General features: G+C 63.8%; 20 protein-coding genes. 12 read left to right on the top strand and 8 right to left on the bottom strand.

The genetic code is table 11. From position 1 onward, the window contains the following. A partial coding sequence (locus tag SFU54_RS10090; RefSeq protein ID WP_319016144.1) for a nucleoside hydrolase occupies positions 1-350 on the bottom strand: 350 nt, incomplete at its 3' end. Further along, positions 347-1,012, bottom strand: a complete 666-nt coding sequence (locus SFU54_RS10085) for a hypothetical protein (protein WP_319016143.1) — start codon at positions 1,010-1,012, stop codon at positions 347-349. The genes SFU54_RS10090 and SFU54_RS10085, both read right to left, overlap by 4 nt. A gap of 109 nt (positions 1,013-1,121) precedes the next feature. Here SFU54_RS10085 and SFU54_RS10080 point away from each other — a divergent pair, with 109 nt between their 5' ends. Next, positions 1,122-2,078 carry an L-lactate dehydrogenase gene (locus SFU54_RS10080; RefSeq protein ID WP_319016142.1) on the top strand — a complete coding sequence of 319 codons (957 nt, stop codon included), beginning with the start codon at positions 1,122-1,124 and terminating at the stop codon, positions 2,076-2,078. Positions 2,079-2,123: 45 nt separating this feature from the next. On the opposite strand, the gene SFU54_RS10075 is transcribed toward SFU54_RS10080, so the two are convergent. Next, a complete protein-coding gene (locus SFU54_RS10075) occupies positions 2,124-2,528 on the bottom strand; it encodes an RNA-binding S4 domain-containing protein (RefSeq protein WP_319016141.1) in 405 nt (134 codons plus the stop codon). A gap of 66 nt (positions 2,529-2,594) precedes the next feature. On the opposite strand from SFU54_RS10075, the gene SFU54_RS10070 reads away from it, so the two are divergent. Next, entirely contained in the window at positions 2,595-3,353 is a 759-nt protein-coding gene (locus SFU54_RS10070; protein ID WP_319016140.1) for an SDR family NAD(P)-dependent oxidoreductase, read from the top strand. Here SFU54_RS10070 and SFU54_RS10065 read toward each other — a convergent pair. Together SFU54_RS10065 and SFU54_RS10060 are read right to left on the bottom strand one after the other, a co-directional pair. Further along, positions 3,350-3,832 (bottom strand): hypothetical protein, encoded by a 483-nt coding sequence (locus tag SFU54_RS10065; protein WP_319016139.1) that lies wholly within the window; start codon positions 3,830-3,832, stop codon positions 3,350-3,352. The two genes, SFU54_RS10070 and SFU54_RS10065, sit on opposite strands and share 4 nt — an antisense overlap. Positions 3,833-3,846: 14 nt before the next feature. Then, the gene (locus SFU54_RS10060; RefSeq protein ID WP_319016138.1) at positions 3,847-4,680 is read right to left on the bottom strand and encodes a DUF1295 domain-containing protein; all 834 of its coding nucleotides are present in this window, start codon (positions 4,678-4,680) and stop codon (positions 3,847-3,849) included. Positions 4,681-4,743: 63 nt separating this feature from the next. Between SFU54_RS10060 and SFU54_RS10055 the strand changes: the two genes are divergently transcribed. The 4 genes from SFU54_RS10055 to SFU54_RS10040 all read left to right on the top strand — a co-directional run bounded on the left by SFU54_RS10055 (position 4,744) and on the right by SFU54_RS10040 (position 7,230). Then, a complete protein-coding gene (locus tag SFU54_RS10055) occupies positions 4,744-5,400 on the top strand; it encodes a CDP-alcohol phosphatidyltransferase family protein (RefSeq protein ID WP_319016137.1) in 657 nt (218 codons plus the stop codon). Beyond that, positions 5,393-5,872 carry an FHA domain-containing protein gene (locus tag SFU54_RS10050; RefSeq protein ID WP_319016136.1) on the top strand — a complete coding sequence of 160 codons (480 nt, stop codon included), beginning with the start codon at positions 5,393-5,395 and terminating at the stop codon, positions 5,870-5,872. Before SFU54_RS10055 ends, SFU54_RS10050 begins: the two co-directional genes overlap by 8 nt. Then, entirely contained in the window at positions 5,872-6,576 is a 705-nt protein-coding gene (locus SFU54_RS10045; protein WP_319016135.1) for a MerR family transcriptional regulator, read from the top strand. The genes SFU54_RS10050 and SFU54_RS10045 overlap by 1 nt, the downstream gene beginning before the upstream one ends. Positions 6,577-6,693: 117 nt before the next feature. Next, positions 6,694-7,230, top strand: a complete 537-nt coding sequence (locus SFU54_RS10040; RefSeq protein ID WP_319016134.1) for a MerR family transcriptional regulator — start codon at positions 6,694-6,696, stop codon at positions 7,228-7,230. 85 nt (positions 7,231-7,315) lie between these two features. Here SFU54_RS10040 and SFU54_RS10035 read toward each other — a convergent pair whose 3' ends face one another. Continuing rightward, positions 7,316-8,119, bottom strand: coding sequence for a ParA family protein (locus SFU54_RS10035; RefSeq protein WP_319016133.1), 804 nt, complete (start codon positions 8,117-8,119; stop codon positions 7,316-7,318). A 113-nt stretch (positions 8,120-8,232) separates the two neighbouring features. Here SFU54_RS10035 and SFU54_RS10030 point away from each other — a divergent pair, with 113 nt between their 5' ends. From SFU54_RS10030 to SFU54_RS10020, 3 genes are all read left to right on the top strand, one after another. After that, entirely contained in the window at positions 8,233-11,631 is a 3,399-nt protein-coding gene (locus tag SFU54_RS10030) for a pyruvate carboxylase (protein WP_319016132.1), read from the top strand. 88 nt (positions 11,632-11,719) lie between these two features. After that, positions 11,720-13,042, top strand: coding sequence for a MinD/ParA family protein (locus tag SFU54_RS10025; protein ID WP_319016131.1), 1,323 nt, complete (start codon positions 11,720-11,722; stop codon positions 13,040-13,042). A gap of 7 nt (positions 13,043-13,049) precedes the next feature. Next, positions 13,050-13,550: a peptide deformylase gene (locus SFU54_RS10020; RefSeq protein ID WP_319016130.1), complete on the top strand. Its 501-nt coding sequence runs from the start codon at positions 13,050-13,052 to the stop codon at positions 13,548-13,550. 60 nt (positions 13,551-13,610) lie between these two features. On the opposite strand, the gene SFU54_RS10015 is transcribed toward SFU54_RS10020, so the two are convergent. Next, positions 13,611-15,434 carry an AMP-dependent synthetase/ligase gene (locus SFU54_RS10015; protein WP_319016129.1) on the bottom strand — a complete coding sequence of 608 codons (1,824 nt, stop codon included), beginning with the start codon at positions 15,432-15,434 and terminating at the stop codon, positions 13,611-13,613. A gap of 102 nt (positions 15,435-15,536) precedes the next feature. On the opposite strand from SFU54_RS10015, the gene SFU54_RS10010 reads away from it, so the two are divergent. The 3 genes from SFU54_RS10010 (at position 15,537) to SFU54_RS10000 (ending at position 18,688) form a co-directional block, all read left to right on the top strand. Further along, positions 15,537-16,490 (top strand): ROK family protein, encoded by a 954-nt coding sequence (locus tag SFU54_RS10010; protein ID WP_319016128.1) that lies wholly within the window; start codon positions 15,537-15,539, stop codon positions 16,488-16,490. A gap of 69 nt (positions 16,491-16,559) precedes the next feature. Beyond that, a complete protein-coding gene (locus tag SFU54_RS10005; protein WP_319016127.1) occupies positions 16,560-17,249 on the top strand; it encodes a lysophospholipid acyltransferase family protein in 690 nt (229 codons plus the stop codon). Between the two features lie 68 nt (positions 17,250-17,317). Continuing rightward, complete coding sequence (locus tag SFU54_RS10000; RefSeq protein ID WP_319016126.1) at positions 17,318-18,688, top strand: class II 3-deoxy-7-phosphoheptulonate synthase; 1,371 nt, start codon at positions 17,318-17,320, stop codon at positions 18,686-18,688. Here SFU54_RS10000 and pknB read toward each other — a convergent pair. Next, the gene (gene pknB / locus SFU54_RS09995) at positions 18,685-20,613 is read right to left on the bottom strand and encodes a Stk1 family PASTA domain-containing Ser/Thr kinase (RefSeq protein ID WP_319016125.1); all 1,929 of its coding nucleotides are present in this window, start codon (positions 20,611-20,613) and stop codon (positions 18,685-18,687) included. The two genes, SFU54_RS10000 and pknB, sit on opposite strands and share 4 nt — an antisense overlap. Positions 20,614-20,661 lie beyond the last annotated feature (48 nt).

Raw genomic sequence — 20,661 nt, 5'->3', positions numbered from 1 at the left:
GACGCGGCAAGTGTGCGTCGCAGGAGCTCGACCGCGTGCACGGGTTCGGGCGTGCGGGCCGAGTCGGGGAGTCCGAGGTCGGCCAGGCCGTCGGCTCCATGAATCGAGGCGGCGTGCTGCGGCTCTTCGAGCAGAGGGCGGTGCGCCCCGGCGGCAACCGGGATGCTGCCGGCCCCGGCCGCATCCAGCACCCGAAGCGTGTTGGTCACGACCTGAGCGAGCGGCGCATTGCCGCCCGTGCACGTGATCGCCCGCACGTCGACAACCGGATGACGCACGGCGAGCAGAATCGCGAGAGCATCGTCGACTCCCGTGTCGACGTCGAGAATGACGGGGCGTGCAGTGTTCATCGGTTCCGCGTTCGGTCAGTGAGCCAAAAGAGCCCGGCGATCATGAGCATCGTGGCGGCGACGAGCAACCCGGTTGTCGGCGAGGTCTCGATGTACCGCGTCACCGCGCCGGGCGGACCGGGTGGGCCAGCTAGTGCGACGCGCAATGCACCGATGGCGATGCCGAGCCCGACGACCGCGAAGCCGAGGCCAATGCCCGTGATCGTGATGCCGGCCTCGGTGCCGCGCGCGAGCCGACGCACGCGCGTGCGCGTGAAGAGGATCGCCGCCCCGACAACGGCGAGAAAGCCGACCGTGAATGGTTCGAGCAGAGCGACGATGACCGACTGTTGAAGCACGGTGAGTCGCACGACGAGCGAAACGATCACCGCGACGATCGCCACGAGAAACACCCAGCGAAAGCGTTGGTCGATGGATTGCCAGCGCAGCACCGAGAGCAAAACCGCGGCCGCTGCGAACCACAGCACCGGGGCCACATCGATGTAGAGCAGCATCAATTCGCCGGGCCGTGCGAAAACGGTGTCGCCGACGCCGAGCTGAAACGCGAGGCCCATGATCGCGAGCGACACGAGGGCGCTCAACAGCAACACCCGAGCGACAGATCCCGAACGGGTGGGCATTCCACCGACGGGAATTGTGCTCGGTGCTGCGTCGTCGCTCATGTTCCCGATGCTAGGTCACGAGGCCGTCTGCGCGCTGAACGGTCGACCTTCGTCGTTCGCGGGACGAACGGCCCTGGTGCCGTGAGCATGACTCCGACAGTCTGAGCACATGACCGTTCACGAGAATTCCCGCCTGGCCATCATCGGAGCAGGAGCCGTCGGCTCGTCGCTTGCCTACGCATCGCTCATTCGAGGCTCTGCGCGTGAGGTTGTGCTCTACGACATCGATGCCGCGCGCGTTGAGGCAGAAGTGCTCGATCTGGCGCATGGCACGCCATTCACGGGGTCGAGCACCATTCGCGGCAGTGCCGACCTCGACGTTGTTGCCGGTGCGAACATCGTGGTGGTGACGGCAGGGGCGAAGCAGCACCCTGGCCAGAGTCGACTCGACCTCGCCGGAGTCAATGTCGGCATTCTCGAAACGCTCATGCCCGAACTCATCGAGCGAGCGCCCGATGCGGTGTACGTGCTCGTGACGAATCCCTGCGACGTTCTCGCGGTGGCCGCTCAGCGCTTCAGTGGACTTCCGGCGGGCCGCGTCTTCTCGAGTGGCACCGTGCTCGACAGCTCACGTCTCAAGTGGCGCCTCGCCGAACGGGTGGGCGTTACCGCCTCGAGCGTGCACGCCATGATCGTGGGCGAACACGGAGACAGCGAGTTTGCCCTCTGGTCGCAGTGCCGCATCGGGCCGATTCCCGTGCGCGAGTGGGTCGATGACCGCGGCGAACTCATCACGGTTGAAGAGCTTGACCAGATCGCGTACGAGGTCAAGACGGCGGCCTATAAGGTCATCGCCGGAAAGGGAGCAACCAACTACGCCATCGGCCTCTCCGGAGCCCGCATCGTCGAGGCGGTGCTCAATGACGAAGGCGCCGTGCTGCCCGTCAGTTCGGTGCTCGATGACTATCGCGGAGTCAGCGGCGTGGCCCTGTCGGTGCCGAGCATCATCGGGGCCGAGGGTGTGTCACGTGTCATCGATGTGCCCTTCTCGGCCGATGAAGAGCGACTGTTGCACGCCTCCGCTGAGACCATTCGCCAGTCGCTCGCGGCGCTCAATTTGGCCTAGGGATGCTCGCCGTGCGAGCCCGCACCGCGGCCCGCACGGCGCTCGTCAGGCGAGGTCGTCAGCGCGCGGTTCTCGCCCGCGCAGGCGTTCGATCTGCCGACGGTCACGCTTGGTCGGTCGGCCAGCCCCGCGTTCGCGGACCACGGTCGCCGGGCGCTCTTCTTTCGGCGGTGGTGGGGGAGTCTGGTCATCGAAGTTGAGGGCCGCGAGGGGGGCACTCGTGCGTTTCGTGATGAGTCCGGTGACGACGACAATGCGCTCACCACCGGGGGTCAGGGCGCGCACACGGTCGCCGATGCGCACCACCTGGGCGGGCTTTGCCGATACGTCGTTGACCTTGATGTGGCCGGCTTTGCACGCGGCGGTCGCGGCAGAGCGTGTCGCATACAGCCGAATTGCCCACGCGTAGGCATCGACCCGCACTCCGGCGGGCGCGGATGCTGGGCTCATGGCATCAGCGTACGAGTCATCGCCTGCCTCGGGGTTCCCGTCAGGCCCGCCGGGTAGCGTGTCGTCATGCCTACTGCTCTCATCACGGGCGCAACAGCCGGAATCGGTGCCGAGTTCGCTCGCCAACTCGCCGCTCGCGCAACCGATCTCGTGATCGTTGCGCGCGACGCCGACCGGCTTGCGGCTACGGCGCTCGCGCTGCACGACGAGTTCGGCGTGCACGTCGAGGCGATCCCGGCCGACCTGCTCACGGCCGAGGGGCTTGCCGCCGTCGACCGACGCCTCGCCGCCGACGAACGGCCGATTGACCTGCTGGTCAACACTGCGGGGTACGGCATCCGTGGCGAACTCGATGAGAACTCGTTCGACGTCGAAAAGCGACACCTCGACATTCACGTCACCGTGCCATTGCAACTCACGCAAACGGCACTGCGGGGCATGGTTGCCCGCGGGCACGGACGCATCGTGCTCATCGCCAGTGTTGCCGCGTTCACGCCGCGCGGCACGTATTCGGCGGCCAAGGCCTGGGCTGTCATGTTCGCCCGCGGGGCGAACCTTGTGTATCGCCGACGAGGTGTATGCGTCACCGCCGTGTGCCCCGGTTTTGTGCGCACCGAGTTTCATGACCGCATGAAGGTCAGCACCGAGGGCATTCCCGAGTTTTTGTGGTTGCGCGCACCGAACCTCGTTCGGCTTGCGCTGCGGGGGATCGATCGCGGGCGCTCGGTCGTGATTCCGACTCTTCGCTATCGCGTCATCGCGGGCCTCGCGCGCGTGCTTCCCGATCGCGTGGGAACGGCTGGCCAGTTCCGCTCGCGCGACTAGACGACGGCGCTGACGAGGTCAGCGTCGGCTCGCTCGTTTTCTGCCGCCAGCGAGGCCTTCCAGTCAACGAGGCCCCGCACGACGGCGCTGGGGTCGTCGGCAAGAGCCTGCATGGCGTCGGCCGGCACGAAGTAGTTGAGCGCCACGAACCCGCGCACGCGCTCGTCGGGGTCGCTCGCGAGACGCCGCAAGATGTCGCACGGCACGTGCTCGTTTTTGGCCAGGCATGCCCGCACGCCGGGGTCAGCGTCGTGTGAGAGTGCTTCATACACCTCGAGGGGAGCGTGGTACGACAGAGCTGCACTCTCGCGAATCTTCGGGTTGGGGTCACTCGCCAGTCGACGGATGCGCGAGACCTTCGACGCGGTAATGGCCGGCGACAAGAACTGTGCGACCGGATCGTCTGACGTCACCATTGCGGGTGCCGAGTCGGCCAACTGGCGACGCTGAGCAGGCGTGTTGAAGCGAATGCACGACATGCGAGCGATGCTAATCAGGCAGCGGGAGCATCTGCCGCAGCGGCGCGGCCCTCTCGGGGAATCCACGGAATCAACATCGAAGTGCGGCGTTGGTAGTCCGCATACTCCGGGTATTTGCTCAGGGTGATCTCTTCGGTGAATCGCGTCGAACCAATGAAGAGTGCCGTGAGCAACACCGGGCCGATGATCGTCCAGTGCAGGGCGGACCCGAGGGCTGCGGCGCCCATCGCGTAGAGAACCCACCACTGCGCCTGCTCGAAGAAGAAGTTCGGGTGACGGCTGAAGCGCCACAGTCCCGTCGTCACAAACTGCTGGTCGGGAGTGTGGCCAGCCGCTATCGCGGCCTTCTTTCCCTGGTGGAAGTTCCACTGTTGCTGGTCAGCGACAAACTCGCCGATCAAGAAGGCGAGGAAGAGCGCCGCGAGTGCCAAGTCGAGAGGGCCGACAGGAACGCTCTGGTTCTCGTACGCGACGAGAGCGGGAAGCGCGATCAGCAGCAACAGCCCGTTTTGGAAGAGGACGATGAACAGCAGGTTGAACACCTGGAACTGCCCGGCCGTCATCCGCTCACGCAGAATGGGCCAGCGGTAGTCTTCGACACCGCTGTAGCCGCCCTTACGCGCGAAGTTGAACGTCAATCGGGCGCCCCAGAGGGTCACCAGCACCGTCATGATCGTGAGCCGCGGGTCGGTGAATCCCGTTCCTGCCCAGAACACGGCGACGTAAACGATCGGAACAATCGACCAGATTCGGTCAACCCACGAGTGGTCACCGGTGAGCAGTGACGCGACCCAGGTAAACAGGCTGACGCCGGCAGCGATGCCGAGAACAATGACGACGGTGTCCATGGGCTACAGGCTAGTGCCGGATGCCCTCCGCACGCGCGTCCATGCCTCACTAGACTCGCACTCGTGTCGCAGCCGCAGAGCACTCCCGATCACGCTCCAGCGGTCATCAGCGACCGCGTGTTGACGGTGCCGAACGCGCTAAGTGCCCTGCGCATCCTTTTGGTACCGGTCTTTCTGGTGTTGGTGCTCGCTGGTCTTGACCTCGCGGCGCTCATCGTGATCGTGGTGTCGAGCCTGAGCGACTTTCTCGACGGGATCATCGCCCGTCGATTCTCACAAGTGACCAAGCTCGGCCAGCTGCTCGACCCCGCAGCTGACCGGCTGTTTATCTTTGCCGCGGTGATCGCGTTGGCCGTGCGCAATGTTGTGCCCTGGTGGGTCGTCGTGGTGATCGTGGGCCGCGATGTCTTTCTCGCGATTCTCGGAATCGTGCTCGCGCGCCACGGCTATGGCCCGCTCCCGGTTCACCACCTTGGCAAAGTTGCCACCTTTGCGCTGTTCTATGCGCTTCCGCTGCTGGTGTTTGGGCAAGCGTTTCCGGCAATCCAGTCGGTCAGTGATCCGCTGGGGTGGGCCTTCACTCTGTGGGGTGCCTTCCTGTATTGGTGGGCAGGCATCCTGTACCTCCGCCAGACCTACGCTCTGACGCATCATTCGTCGCAAACGGCCTCTGGTGCATCAGATACGCTGGGCGTTCAAAGGAGGACGACGGATGGTTGAGACCACGCCCGACGAGCACCACGGCGCCGAGCCGGGCGCCTACCGCCCGCACGAAACCACGGTGCACTACGGGCCTGAGTTCGCCGCGCAATTGGCAGCGCTCGAAGCCGGAGTCACTCCCGAAGAGCACGACGTCATTGGGGCGTTGCCCTCGGGTTCTGCCCTTCTCATCGTTCGAACCGGGCCCAACGCCGGTGCCCGGTTCTTGCTCGATGCCGACGTGACCGTTGCCGGCCGGCATCCCGACGCCGACATTTTTCTTGACGACGTAACGGTGTCGCGCAAGCACGCAGCTTTTCTTCGCAGCGGCACGAGCTTCTCCGTTCGCGACTTGGGCTCGCTCAACGGCACGTTCATGGCGGGGGAGCGCATCGGTGACACCGTGTCTTTGACAGACGGGTGTGAGGTGCAGGTCGGCAAGTTCCACCTCACGTTCTACGCATCGCGCATCGACCTTCCGTCGGTCGCCTGATGGTGGCGCGGTCTGCTGCCGCCTCGTCGCGACCGTCGTCTGCGGGTGGGCTCTTGAGCATTGGGCAGGTGCTCGCCAAGCTCACACCCGAGTTTCCTGACCTGACACCGTCGAAGCTGCGGTTTCTTGAAGAGCAGCAGCTTGTCTCGCCCGTGCGAACAGAGTCGGGGTACCGCAAGTTCTCTCCCGCCGACGTCGATCGGCTGCGGTTCATCTTGACGATGCAGCGTGACCACTTTCTGCGTCTCAAGGTGATCCGCGGTTATCTCGATGAGATCGAGGCGGGTCGCACTCCCGCGTTTATGGCGAGTGGTGTCGTGCCCAGTTCGATCCTGGTGACCGAACGCCGATACTCACGGGCCGAGCTCGTTCGCGAGGCTGGTGCTACGCCGTCGTTGTTGACCGATGCGATTTCCGCGTCGTTGCTGAGCGCGGCCGACACCTATGGCGATGATGCGTTGCAGGTGCTGAGGGCGCTTGCCGAATTGCAGCGTTCCGGCATCGAACCGCGCCACTTGCGAGGCTTCCGCGCGGCCGCTGAGCGAGAACTTGGTCTCATCGAGAGCGCACTCATACCGGTTTCGCGACGCAACGACCCGTCGAGTCGCGCCAAGGCCGCTGAACTTGCCCGTGAGATTGCGGGGCAGCTTGAAGTCGTTCGCTCGAGTCTCATCCGATCGGCACTCGGCAAGCTACAGTCGTAGTCGGGCCCGACACGCCGAGGTGTTCGAGCGAATGTCTCCGATCGACGTGAGGCGGCTCGCTACTCTGAACGACGTGGCACCAACTGTCACGTTAATGATGAAGGTTAGGTAGGGGTCATGACCGACGCTGACGACCGTTACGACCTCGGGTTGCTCTTCACCGACGGAATGCCCGAGCTCGACGACCAGGCCGGTTACCGTGGCGCTGTCGCGGCCCGGGCCGCCGGTATCTCCTACCGCCAACTGGATTACTGGGCGCGCACTGAACTCGTTGAACCTACGGTGCGAGGCGCCGCCGGATCGGGAACGCAGCGGCTCTATGGCTTTCGCGACATCCTCGTACTCAAGCTGGTGAAGCGACTTCTCGACACCGGTATTTCGCTGCAGCAAATTCGAACGGCCGTCAATCAATTGCGTGAAGCGGGAGTCAATGACCTCGCCCAGACGACGCTCATGAGCGATGGCGCGAGTGTTTACCTGTGCACGAGCGATGACGAAGTGATCGACCTCGTCAGTCGCGGTCAGGGAGTGTTCGGAATCGCGGTCGGCAAGGTCTTGCGCGAAGTTGAGAGCTCGCTTGTCGCTCTCGACTCGACGCCTGCGGTGGACCCGAGTGACGAGCTCGCGGCACGTCGCGCGACGCGCGCGTCATAGATTCTCGTCGCAGCGGGCCGATCCCGACTGATGACGGGCGCATAAGCGACCGTCTCGCGAGTCGACGCCGTCGAGCGCGCACGCTTTAGAGGTTGGAAAACTCGCCCATCTTGGCGGCGCGCATGATCCGCTCGAGCAACTGGTCGAAGTTTCGCGCCATTTCTTGCGCGCTGTCGCCCGGCCAGACATGCACCGGCTTCGCGGCACCCTGTGCCTGCTGCAGTGCGGTGCGTTCCGGAAGCTGCGGGGCAAGCACGAGCGGCCCAAACATGTCTCGCAGTTCTTTGATGCGGAACTGGTGTTCAAGCGACTGAATACGCGCGCGGTTGACGATGATGCCGAGCGGTTGCAGTCGCGGTGAGAGTCCTCGGCGAATCTCTTCGATGGCGCGCAAGGCGCGGTCAGCCGCAGCGACCGAGAACAGGCCGGGCTCGGTGACGACGACGACGCGATCGCTCGCGGCCCACGCGGTGCGCGTCAATGCGTTGAGAGACGGAGCGCAGTCGACGAGCACGAGGTCGTAGTCGGCCTCGACGTGAGCGAGCGCTTCTTCGAGTTTCCAAATTTCACGGATGCTCGGGTGCGGGCCATCGAAATTGATGGCACTTGGGCTACCGATCATGACGTCGACCGTGCCAGGCCGCCCGCGCGTCCACCCGCTCGGCGCGATTGCCTGGCGCACGGTGCGTTCTTTCGGGGCAGCCAGAACATCAGCGACCGTGAGGTGGCCAGCCACCTGGATGTCCATACCCGTCGATGCGTCAGATTGAGGATCAAGATCGACAACGAGCGTGCGCAGACCGCGAGAGAAGGCCGCTGACGCCAGACCTAGCGTCACCGTTGTTTTGCCCACGCCCCCCTTGAGAGAGCTGATGCTCAGTACGTGCACGAGTAACGACCCTACCTTCACTAGTGTGGAGAAGCGCGCATGCGCACCGACCTCTGCCCGCCACCACCGGAGCCATGTCGACCCCCAACCCGGGCCGATTCCGAGAGGACACGATGTTTCGGAAGATCCTTGTTGCCAACCGCGGAGAGATCGCGATCCGCGCTTTTCGTGCTGCGTACGAACTGGGCGCGAAGACCGTTGCCGTTTTCCCCTATGAAGACCGCAACTCCATGCACCGACTCAAGGCCGACGAGGCATACCAGATCGGCGAGCCGGGCCACCCGGTGCGTGCTTACCTTGACGTCGCCGAGATTATTCGCGTGGCGAAGCTCTCGGGTGCCGACGCGATCTACCCCGGTTACGGATTCCTGAGTGAGAATCCCGACTTGGCGCAAGCCGCCGCCGATGCCGGTATCGCCTTTATCGGGCCGCCCCGTTCGGTGCTGGAAATGGCGGGCAACAAGGTCACGGCAAAAGAGCGAGCGATCGCTGCGGGCGTGCCGGTGTTGAAGTCCAGCCCCGCAACGACCGACATGCAGGTCTTGCTCGATGCCGCCGATGAGATTGGATTCCCGATCTTTGCCAAGGCCGTCGCCGGGGGCGGTGGGCGCGGGATGCGTCGTGTTGACAAACGCGACGATCTCAAGGCGGCCCTCGAGGCAGCCATGCGCGAAGCCGACAGCGCTTTTGGCGACCCCACGATGTTTGTTGAACAAGCAGTGGTTCGCCCGCGTCACATCGAAGTGCAGATTCTTGCGGATGCGACCGGTGAGACCGTTCACTTGTTTGAACGCGACTGCTCGGTTCAGCGACGGCACCAAAAGGTCATTGAGATTGCTCCCGCTCCGAATCTCGATGAAGAGACACGCCAGCAGATGTATCGCGATGCCGTGGCGTTCGCGAAGTCGATCGGCTATGTGAATGCCGGAACCGTCGAATTCTTGCTCGACACCGCTGGTGAGCGAGCGGGCCAGCACGTCTTCATTGAAATGAACCCGCGCATCCAGGTCGAACACACCGTGACCGAAGAGGTCACCGATGTCGATCTGGTTCAGTCGCAAATGCGCATCGCCTACGGGCAAACGCTCGCCGAGTTGGGCCTCACGCAAGAACAGATTCACCTTCGTGGGGCCGCGCTGCAATGCCGCATCACGACGGAAGATCCGGCGAGCGGTTTCCGCCCCGACACCGGCAAGATCACGACCTACCGCTCGCCGGGTGGAGCCGGTGTGCGCCTCGACGGCGGCACCATCGCGTCCGGCGCCCAGATCTCTCCGCACTTCGACTCGATGCTCGCGAAGATGACGTGCCGCGGTCGCGACTTTGCCTCTGCGGTGTCACGAGCTCGCCGCGGGCTCGCCGAGTTCCGCATTCGTGGCGTGACAACGAACATTCCGTTCTTGCAGGCCGTGCTCGATGACCCCGCTTTCCAAGCGGGCGACTTGAGCACGTCGTTTATCGATGAGCGACCCCACCTCGTGCGCACGAGTCCGTCAAAAGACCGCGGCACCAAAGTGCTGGCGTGGCTCGCCGATGTCACGGTCAACCAGCCGAATGGCGCCGGAGACGGGGTTATCGACCCCGCCCTTAAGCTGCCGGCTGTTGACCTGTCGGTTGCCGCGCCCGAGGGCTCGCGCCAGCGCCTGCTTGCGCTCGGGCCCGAGGGGTTTGCCACTGCACTTCGTCAGCAGACGGCCCTTGCCGTGACCGATACGACGTTCCGTGATGCACACCAGTCGCTGCTGGCCACGCGTGTGCGCACGACTGACCTCGTCGCCGTTCTGCCTCATGTCGCTCGACTCACCCCCGGGCTGTTGAGCGTCGAAGCCTGGGGAGGCGCAACCTACGACGTCGCCCTCCGCTTCCTCGGTGAAGACCCGTGGCAGCGACTCGCGGCCATGCGCGAAGCGCTCCCGAACGTCGCGATCCAGATGTTGCTCCGCGGGCGCAACACCGTGGGCTACACCCCGTACCCGACAGAGGTCACCGACGCCTTCGTGGCAGAAGCCGCCGCAACAGGCATCGACATCTTCCGCATCTTCGATGCCCTCAACGACGTTGACCAAATGCGCCCCGCGATTGACGCGGTTCTCGCAACGGGAACCACGATCGCCGAAGTGGGCATGTGCTACTCGGGCAACCTGCTTGACCCGGCAGAAGACCTGTACACACTCGACTACTACCTGCGACTCGCTGAGCAGATCGTCGAATCAGGAGCACACATTCTCGCCCTGAAAGACATGGCGGGTCTGTTGCGTGCCGGTGCGGCCGAGAAGCTCGTGACCGCCCTGCGCGAGCGTTTTGACCTTCCCGTGCACGTGCATACGCACGACACGGCAGGAGGCCAGCTGGCCACGCTCTTGGCGGCGTCGAGGGCAGGCGCCGACGCCGTTGACGCCGCGAGCGCTCCGATGGCGGGCACGACCTCTCAACCGTCGCTGTCGGCTCTTGTCGCGGCTCTCGAACACACCGAACGCGACACTGGGTTGGGTCTCGGGCCGGTGGCTGACCTCGAGCCGTACTGGGAGGCCGTTCGTCGGGCGTACGCGCCCTTTGAGTCGGGCATCCCTGGCCCCACAGGCCGCGTGTACACCCACGAGATCCCGGGCGGTCAGCTCTCGAATCTCCGTCAGCAAGCCATCGCGCTGGGCCTCGGTGACCGTTTCGAGGTCATCGAAGACTGGTACGCCGCAGCCAACCGCATTCTCGGTCGCCCGACGAAGGTGACGCCATCGTCGAAAGTCGTCGGAGACCTGGCACTGCAGATGGCCGCTGCGGGCGCAGACCCCGCCGATTTCGAGGCCAACCCCCAGAACTACGACATCCCTGACTCGGTCATTGGCTTCATGGCCGGTGAACTGGGCGATCTTCCTGGTGGATGGCCAGAGCCGTTCCGCAGCAAAGTGCTCGAGGGCCGCACCGTCAAGATCGGCACGACCCCGCTCACTGATGATCAGCGCGCGAAACTCGGCGGAAGCACCGATGAGCGACGACTGGTTCTCAACCAGTTGCTCTTTCCGCAGCCGACGCAGCAGTTCTTGCAAGTGCGCGAGCAGTATGGCGATCTGTCGGTTCTCGCGACACCCGACTACTTGTACGGCCTGCGTCCCGGCGTTGAGCACTCCATCGAAATCGAACAGGGCGTCAGCCTGCTCGTGAGTCTCGAAGCAATCGGAGAGCCCGACGAGAAGGGCATGCGTAACGTCATGGCTACTCTCAACGGGCAACTGCGTCCGATCACGGTGCGCGACCGGAGCATTGCCGTTGATGCGGCGAGTGCCGAGAAAGCTGACCACTCTCAACCCGGTCACATCGCCGCGCCCTTCATGGGAGTTGTGACACTTCACGTCGCAGAAGGCGATCGGGTTGAGGCGGGTCAGTCGGTTGCCACGATTGAGGCCATGAAGATGGAAGCCGCCATCACCACACCCGTGGCCGGCGTCGTGCAGCGTCGGGCGATTCCCGCAACGCAGCAATGCGAGGCTGGTGATCTTCTCGTCGTGATCGCCTAGCGTTCACGGGCCGTCGGCGCCTTTCAGTTTTGCTGACAGAGGGCACGGCTAGAATGGTCATTCTGTCGATCCGAAGAGAGTTGCTCCTGTGGCTGAAAAGCGTGTCCGAACCAAGGTCGCACCCGCGTCGACCGCGGCAGCGACCGTTGCCGACGGCATCGAACCCACGTCAGACGCTGACATGGCTGCCGCGGTTCCCGAGAGCTTGACCGTCAATGTCGAACTGCCCGCACCGGTCCACGAGCGACCCGAAGACGAGCAGGCCGTCGCCCTCGTCGAGTTCGGCGTCGATCCGGCCGTTGTCTCGGTCAACGAGTCGGCAACGACGGTCATTTCGTTGGCTGACGATGAGCTGCACGCGGTCGTCACCACTCCCGACGTCGAGGCTGAGCCCGAGGTTCCGCCACTTCCGGTCGCAGAGGGCATCTACACCCGCCGTGACATGCTCGACGGAGTGAACCAGGGGCCCGAGTCGGCGGCCATGCTCACGGCTGATCGATTGATCGAGCCCCGGCGTCGGTCTCGCACCGCTCCCGAAGGGTGGTGGCCGGCGTTCGTGTATGCCGTCACCTTCCATCTCGTCAACCTGGGAGACTCGCCTCGCGTTCGGGCGCGAAAAGAGCTTGATGCTCGCATCGCCACCAAGTTCGAGGGGGGTGCTCGATTCGTCCCCGTCTTGACTCGTAAAGGTGGAGTCGGCAAGACGACGATCACCACGCTCTTGGGAATGGCTCTCGCGTCGGTTCGCGATGACCGAGTGATTGCGATCGATGCGAACCCCGACCGTGGAACGCTATCCGAACGCGTCGCGCGCCAGACGCGCGCGACGGTGCGTGATGTCGTTAATCGTGCCCCGAGCATCCAAGGCTTTACCGACTTCTCGACGCTCGTCTCCCGTGATGAAACGCGGCTCGACATTCTCGCGTCTGACACCGATCCGATGCTCTCTGAGGCCTTTGACGAGAACGACTACAACGTCGTGGCTGACCTCGCTGCACGCTACTACTCGGTGGTGTTGACCGACTGTGGCACGGGCATTGTGCACTCCGTCATGCGGGCGACACTTCAGCGAGCGGATGCTCTGGTCATCGTGTCGGGCGGCAGCGTCGACGAAGCTCGGCTCGCCTCAGAGACGCTCACGTGGCTCGAAGCCAATGGGTACGGCGACCTCGTGCGTGAGTCCATTGTTGCCATCAACACTGCGACGCAAGGCACCAATCTCGTCAAGCTCGAAGAGATCGAAGCCCACTTCGCCTCGCGGGTGCGTGAGATCGTGCGCATTCCCTATGACGACCTTCTTGCTGCCGGTTCGGTGATCTCGTGGAAAGAATTGCGGCCCCTGACGCGTCACGCTGCCCGCGAGCTCGCGGCACTCATCGCGCAAGGCATGCCCGTTCGACGCGGAGTCTGACGGGTCCATGACCGTACGACCCATTCGTCTTTTTGGCGATCCGGTGCTCCGGAGTGCCGCCGACCCGATTCGCCGTATTGACGCGGCTGTGCATGCACTGGTTGCTGACCTGCTCGATACTGTGGCCGTACCCGGACGTGCGGGAGTTGCAGCGCCACAAATCGGTGTCTCGCTGCGGGCGTTCAGCTATAACGTCGACGGGGTTGTGGGCTATGTGCTTAACCCTGAGCTCGTTGAGGTGCGAGGAGAGGCAGACCTTGTCGACGAGGGCTGCTTGAGCGTTCCCGGATTCGGATTCGGGCGCCGTCGCTACCCCTGGGCACGAGTCGCGGGTATCGACCTCAACGGTGACCCCATTGAGTTATCTGGTGATGGACTCCTCGCGCAGGCGCTGCAGCACGAGTGTGATCATCTTGACGGGCGCCTTTACATCGAGGGCCTCGATCCTGACACTAAGCGCGACGCGATGCGGGCAATCCGACAGGCTGAGTGGTTCGCGCGGCCTTAACGCGAAACGGGGGCTCTCGGGCCACGTGTGGCCGGACAACCCCCGTCTCGACGGCGCGGTTTACTGCAGCGAGATGCCTTGCGTCTCGGGGGCTCCGCTGTACATGCCTTCGATGACATCGGCGAAGTCCTTGGTGATGACGTGTCGCTTGATGCTCATCTTGGGCGTGAGGTGGCCGCTCGCTTCGGTGAACTCCGTGGCGAGAACCGTGAACTTTCGAATCGACTCAGCGCGCGAGACGCGACTGTTGGCCGCATCGATTGCTCGTTGCACCTCGGCCAAAACCTTCGGGTGCTGCGCCGCTTCGGTGAGCGACATGGCGCCGTCGAGTTCGTTGTTGTTGAGCCAGACAGGAAGCATCTCTGAGTCGAGCGTGACCAGGGCAGAAACGAAGGGCTTCTGGTCACCCACGACGACCACTTGACCGATGATCGGGTTGGCGCGAATCGGGTCTTCGAGTCCGGCAGGCGCGACGTTCTTGCCGCCTGCGGTCACGATGATCTCTTTCTTGCGTCCTGTGATCGTCAAGAATCCATCGTCATCGAGAGTTCCGATGTCACCGGAGCGGAACCATTCGCCTTCCATCACCTCGGCGGTCGCTTCCGGCTTCTTCCAGTACCCGCCGAACACGTTGATTCCCTTGATGAGAATCTCGCCGTCTTCGGCAATCTTGAGGCCGACGCCCGGCAGCGCCGGGCCCGTGGTGCCGATCTTGAACTTGTCGACGAGGTTGATGGTCGCGGGCGCAGTGGTCTCCGTGAGTCCATAGCCCTCGAGAATGCGAATGTTGAGACTGCGGAAGAAGTGAGCCAAGCGCAATCCCAAGGGAGCAGAGCCCGAGACCGCGTACACGACACGGCCGCCCATCGCCGCGCGCAGTTTGCTGTACACGAGTCGGTCAAAGAGCGCGAACTGCAGCTTCAGGCCTAGGGGAACGCTGCCCGCATCGAGTGCCTTGGAGTGCGCGATCGCAACATCCGCGGCCTTGCGGAAGATCTTTCCTTTGCCGCCAGCCTCAGCCTTCTGTTCCGCGGAGTTGTAGACCTTCTCAAACACGCGGGGAACCGCGAGCAGGAAGGTGGGCTTGAACGATCCCAGCGAGGGGAGCAGTTGCTTCGTGTCGGCCTGGTGACCGATCTTCACACCGCCGTGCACGCCCAACACCGAGATGAATCGAGCGAAAACGTGCGCTGTCGTGATGAAGAGGAGGGTCGATGACTGCGGGTTGACCACCTGGCTCATCGAGACGGCGGCATTGCGGCAGAGCTCAACAAAGTTCGAGTGGGTCAGGATGCAGCCCTTCGGCACGCCGGTTGACCCGGAGGTGTAAATCAGAGTCGCGAGGTCGCTTCCTTTCGCGATCGTGCGGCGGGCTTCGAGTTCGTCGTCCGTCACGCCGTCACCTGTCGAAGCGAGCTTCTCGAGGTCGCCCAAGTGCATTTGCCAGACGTGCTCGATCTTGGGCAGGTCGCCGGCGACCTCGTCAAAGCGTGCGAAGTGATCAGCCGTCTCGACGATCATGTGGTTCGCTTCAGAGTCATCGAGGATGTACTGCACCTGGCTGGGCGAGCTGGTTTCGTAGATTGGCACGAGCACGGCGCCGGCAAACCACGTGGCGAAGTCAACCAAGGTCCACTCGTAGCGGGTCTTGCACATGAACCCGATCTTTTCGCCGGGCTTCACCCCCGCAGCGATCAGGCCTTTCGCGAGCGCGGTGACTTGGCGGTGGAACTCAGCGGCGGTCACATCAGACCAACCCCCATCCGCAGTCGGAAGAGCGAACAGCGCCCCGTTCGGTGTCTGTCGAACACGGTCGACGAGCAAGTCACTCGCGTTGGCAGTGGGGTCGGGCGTGACGACCGCCGGGACGAAAAACTCTTTCACGGCAACTCCTTTGGTACCGGGCGGGCAGATGGTGCACCCACTCTAGTCGCGCGGCGACTGACAACGGGCGGTGAGTGTCAGGCGTCACTAGACTCGACCCTCGTGCACTCGATCGGAATTGATATTGGCGGAACAAAGATCGCCGGGGCCCTCGTGAGCGACGATGGGGCGATTCTTGCGGAGCTTCGCGAGCCGACGCCAGCGGGTGATCCTGCCGCGATTATCGATCTCGTGGTGCGCATGATCGAGCAGTTGAGTGACGGCCAGCAGGTGATCGCTGCTGGCGTCGCCGCTGCGGGGTTCATCGATGCCGCGCAGTCGACCGTTTACTACGCCCCGAACATCAACTGGCGAAACGAGCCTTTCAGGGATCGTCTGCGGGAGCGGCTTGATCTCGACGTCACGATCGATAACGACGCGAACGCCGCAGGGTGGGCAGAATTCCGATTCGGGGCAGCGCGCGACGTGCACGACATGACCATGTTGACGATCGGCACGGGGGTGGGCGGCGCTATCGTCACGGGTGACCGTCTCGTGCGGGGAGGCTATGGTGCCGCTGGTGAACTCGGTCACTTGCGCGTCGTTCCCGACGGCCTGCCCTGTGGGTGCGGAGCGCGCGGGTGCATTGAGCAGTACGGTTCGGGCCGCGCTCTGCTTCGCATGGCGAACGAAATCGCGGATGCCGGGGGAATCGGCCTCCAGCTGTCAGTGGAGCGCGAGCGAGCGGGCGGGCTCACGGGCGACATCCTTGCCCGTTTGCTCGTCGATGAAGATGCCGGCGCGCTGCATGCCTTGCGGCAGCTCGGCACCTGGCTTGGGCAGGCCTGCGCCAGCTTGAGCGCCGTACTCGACCCCGAAATGTTTGTCTTTGGTGGGGGAGTGTCTGTTGCGGGTGACCGCTTGCTCGACCCCATTCGTGAGTCGTATCTCGCACATCTGCCGGCCCGCGGGTACCACCCTGAGCCGCAATTTGTCGTCGCCGAACTCGTCAATGACGCGGGAGTCGTGGGTGCGGCCGACCTCGCGCGCATCCACGCAACCTCACTCTCCTCCTGACGATGCACCTGGGCGGATGCTCTGCCCACGGGTTAGGCTGAACCGCGCTGCTGACGAAGGGAACCCCCGGTGTTCTACTGGCTCATGAAGAACCTGGTGATTGGGCCGATTCTGCTCACGGCCTTTCGCCCGTATGTCCGCGGAGTTGAGAATGTGCCGCGCACTGGCCCGGTGATCTTGGCGAGTAATCACCTGTCGTTCACCGACTCCGTCTTTCTTCCCCTCGTGCTAGACCGTCGCGTCGTGTTTCTTGCCAAGAGCGATTACTTCACGGGGCGGGGCATCAAGGGCTGGCTCATCAAGATGTTCTTCGAGGCCAGCGGCCAGCTTCCTATCGATCGTTCGGGCGGCAAGGCGAGTGAGGCTTCACTCAATACGGGTCTCAAGGTGTTGGCGGAAGGATTCGCTCTGGGCATTTACCCCGAGGGCACCCGCAGCCCTGACGGAATCATGTACCGCGGCCGAACCGGGGTGGCTCGCATGATTCTCGAGTCGGGGGCACCTGTTGTTCCGGTCGCCATGATCGACACCGAGAAGGTCATGCCGATCGGTTCGAAGCTGCCGAAGGTCGTTCGCCCTGGAGTGATCTTCGGTGAACCCCTCGACTTCAGTCGATTTCAGGGTCTCGAGAGTGATCGATTTGTCTTGAGGTCGATCACCGACGAAATCATGTACGAGCTCGGGCAATTGAGTGGTCAGGAGTACCTCGACGTCTACGCGACAACGGTGAAAGACAAACGTCCGGCCAACGCCCGATAGGCTGAAACGTCGCGGCGCCGATGCGCCGAGCATCCGTGACCTGCTCGCTCTCTAAGGACGTTTCTCTCGTGGTCGACCCGTTCGAAACCATCGTGCACGCTGACCCTGCTGTTGTTGCTGGTCTTGACAACTGGCGGACGCTGCCGATCAAGCAGCAGCCACAATGGCCCGACACGGCGGCAGTAGCGGCCGCATCGGCTGAACTCGCGTCGATGCCCCCGCTCGTCTTTGCGGGCGAGGTCGACATGTTGCGCGATCGTTTGGCGCGCGCAGCACGCGGTGAAGCCTTCTTGTTGCAGGGTGGCGACTGTGCCGAAACCTTTGCTGGGGCGACGGCCGACCAAATTCGCAACCGTGTGAAGACCATCTTGCAGATGGCCGTTGTGCTCACCTACGGCGCGTCGATGCCGGTCATCAAGATGGGCCGGATGGCTGGCCAGTTCGCCAAGCCTCGCTCGAGCGACACCGAGACGCGCGGCGACGTCACCCTGCCGGCGTACCGCGGCGACATCGTCAATGGCTACGACTTCACGCCCGAGTCGCGCCAGGCCGACCCCTCACGACTCGTGAAGGGGTACCACACCAGCGCCTCCACCCTGAACCTCATCCGAGCCTTCACGCAGGGTGGTTTCGCCGACCTGCGCATGGTGCACAGCTGGAACAAGGGCTTCGCCGCGAACCCTGCCAACCAGCGCTATGAAGGCCTCGCCAAAGAGATCGACCGCGCCGTGAAGTTCATGGAGGCCGCGGGCGCCGACTTCGACGAGCTCAAGCGCGTCGAGTTCTACTCGAGTCACGAGGGCTTGCTCATGGACTATGAGCGCCCCATGACGCGAATCGACTCGCGCACCGGCACGCCCTACACGACGAGCGCGCACTTCCTGTGGATCGGTGAGCGCACGCGCGACCTCGATGGTGCGCACGTCGACTTCTTCAAGCGCATTCGCAACCCCATCGGCGTGAAGCTTGGCCCGTCGACGACCCCCGAGACCATGGAGCGCCTGATCGACGTGCTCGACCCCGAGCGCGAGCCCGGTCGCTTGACCTTCATCACGCGCATGGGCGCCGGAACGATTCGGGATGCTCTTCCGCCCCTTCTCGACGCCATCACGCGCGTTGACGCCACGCCTTTGTGGGTGTGCGACCCGATGCACGGCAACGGCTTGACGACTCCCAACGGCTACAAGACGCGTCGCTTCGACGATGTCGTCGACGAGGTCAAGGGATTCTTCGAGTCGCACCGTGCCGTCGGAACCCACCCGGGAGGCATCCACGTCGAGCTCACGGGCGATGATGTGACGGAGTGCCTCGGTGGTTCTGAACACATTGATGAAGAGACTCTCGCGACTCGCTACGAATCGCTGTGTGACCCCCGCCTCAACCACATGCAGTCACTCGAGCTGGCCTTCCTCGTAGCCGAGGAGCTCGGGCGTAGCTAGTAGTTGGCGATGACGGTCACGTCACTGTTGCGGAGGATCTTCTCTCCGGCGGCAGGGTCCGTGGCCTGAACGGCTGCCAGCGGAGAGTCACGAAGTCCTGGCGGCACGTTCGTGTCGAGGGTCACGCTGAAACCGGCGGCTTCGAGAATCTCAACGGCCTCGTTGATCGACTTACCGACGACATTGGGCACCTCGACGAGGTCGGGGCCACGCGAGACGATGATCGTGAGAGTGCTACCGGGCCGCACAGGAGAGTCGCTCGTGCGCTCGACCCGCAAGACGTTGCCGAGCGGCACGTCGTTGTCAAACTCAGATTCGCCCCCCACGATTCCCGTGAGGTCACGCGCACTCAGCGCCGCCTGGGCCGCTTCGACTGTCAAGCCCCGAACAGCGGGAATCGGCCCCACCGAGACCAACAGTTGTACGGGTGTGCCCTTAAACGACGCGGCACCTGCGGCAAGAGCCTGATCGTCAGCGCCGATCACCGCAATGACCGAACCTTCGGCCACATCGGGATCAAATTGGGCGATGGCTTTTCCGACCTCGAATCCGGCGTCGGTAAGGGCAAGTCGAGCGTCGGCTTCTGGCAGGCCAACAACGGTGGGCACGGTCGTCGGCTCTGGCCCGAGAGACACAATGATGGTCACCACGGTGTCACGATCGATGAATTCGCCCGCTGGCGGGTCGGTGCCCGCGACGAGGCCCGCTTCGACCTCGAGGTCGTAGGCCTCGGCGACTGCGTCGGCAACGACCACCCCTTGGTCGTCGAGAATGAGCCGCGCGGCGTCCACGGTGTCTCCCCGCACGTCGGCGATCATCACCCGCCCGCCTGGTCCGACGCTGAAGTACCAGCCAATTCCTGCCGCGAGGCCCGCAAGCGCGAGAACCGCGGCAAAGAGAATCCATCCCCGCCGCCGACTGGTGGGTCCGCGACTCGTGAGCTCGGCGGTCGCCGAGGGGCGATCGCTGGCATCCGCGCTGCCTCGAGTGCCGAGCACCTGGGTCTCGTCGGTTGGGGGAGCGGTGGGGATCGGAGCGGTCAACAGCGCTGTGCGCTGTGTTGCCGTGGCCGGCAACGCGGTTTGCAATGCGCGGCCAGTCTCTGTGACCTGGTCGAGCAGCGCTCGGGCATCGGCGGGCCGGTCATGGGGGTCTCTCGCGGTTGCCCACAGAACGAGTTCATCCCACTCGGCCGTAACGCGAGGGTTGAATTCGCTCGGGGCAGGCACCGAGTCGTTCGCATGCTGGTAGGCGATTTGCATCGGCTGTTCGCCCTTGAATGGCTGCTCGCCCGTGAGCATCTCGAACATCATGATGCCGACGGCGTATATGTCACTGCGGGTGTCGGCGATGCCGCGCGTCACGAGTTCGGGAGACAGATAGGCGATCGTGCCCAGGAGTGCCTGACCAGTCGCGGTGTTGGCGCTGGCTGCGCGTGCAAGCCCAAAGTCACCGATCTTGATACGCCCGTCATCGGCCAACAGCACGTTTTCTGGTTTGAGGTCGCGATGCACGATGCCAGCTTTGTGAGCGGCAGCGAGGCCGCCGAGCACCGCTTCGGTGATGTCCATCGTTTGCTCGGGAGTCAGCGCACCGTACTCCTGGAGCAGTTCGCGAAGCGTGATGCCCGGCAGATACTCCATGACGAGGTAGGCCGATTCGGCATCCTGACCCTGATCGAACACGTTGACGACGTTGGGGTGCGCCAATCGCGCCGCCGAGCGAGCCTCTTGAATAAAGCGCTCTTTGAATTGACTGTCGTCGGCCAAGTGGCCGTGCATGATCTTGACGGCGACGAGTCGATCAAGGCGTTGATCGGTCGCGAGGTAGACCGTCGCCATGCCACCTCGGGCGATGCGTGAGCGAACCTGATACCGGCCGTCGATCAGGCGGCCGATGAGGGGATCGGTCGTCGAAGAGCTCACTGGGTCAGTCTAGGTTGCGGTTTTGGGGCGAGCCTGGTGCCACGCGCG

The sequence above is a fragment of the Microcella sp. genome (assembly GCF_033763155.1).
Taxonomy (GTDB): Bacteria; Actinomycetota; Actinomycetes; order Actinomycetales; family Microbacteriaceae; genus Microcella.
Note: the sequence above shows the minus strand (reverse complement) of the source record. Positions and strands in the feature narration are given on the sequence as shown.

Coding starts and splice junctions, on each gene's coding strand:
- SFU54_RS10085 (WP_319016143.1), bottom strand. CDS start 1,012: ATGAGCGACGACGCAGCACCGAGCACAATTCCCGTCGGTGGAATGCCC.
- SFU54_RS10080 (WP_319016142.1), top strand. CDS start 1,122: ATGACCGTTCACGAGAATTCCCGCCTGGCCATCATCGGAGCAGGAGCC.
- SFU54_RS10075 (WP_319016141.1), bottom strand. CDS start 2,528: ATGAGCCCAGCATCCGCGCCCGCCGGAGTGCGGGTCGATGCCTACGCG.
- SFU54_RS10070 (WP_319016140.1), top strand. CDS start 2,595: ATGCCTACTGCTCTCATCACGGGCGCAACAGCCGGAATCGGTGCCGAG.
- SFU54_RS10065 (WP_319016139.1), bottom strand. CDS start 3,832: ATGTCGTGCATTCGCTTCAACACGCCTGCTCAGCGTCGCCAGTTGGCC.
- SFU54_RS10060 (WP_319016138.1), bottom strand. CDS start 4,680: ATGGACACCGTCGTCATTGTTCTCGGCATCGCTGCCGGCGTCAGCCTG.
- SFU54_RS10050 (WP_319016136.1), top strand. CDS start 5,393: ATGGTTGAGACCACGCCCGACGAGCACCACGGCGCCGAGCCGGGCGCC.
- SFU54_RS10045 (WP_319016135.1), top strand. CDS start 5,872: ATGGTGGCGCGGTCTGCTGCCGCCTCGTCGCGACCGTCGTCTGCGGGT.
- SFU54_RS10040 (WP_319016134.1), top strand. CDS start 6,694: ATGACCGACGCTGACGACCGTTACGACCTCGGGTTGCTCTTCACCGAC.
- SFU54_RS10030 (WP_319016132.1), top strand. CDS start 8,233: ATGTTTCGGAAGATCCTTGTTGCCAACCGCGGAGAGATCGCGATCCGC.
- SFU54_RS10020 (WP_319016130.1), top strand. CDS start 13,050: ATGACCGTACGACCCATTCGTCTTTTTGGCGATCCGGTGCTCCGGAGT.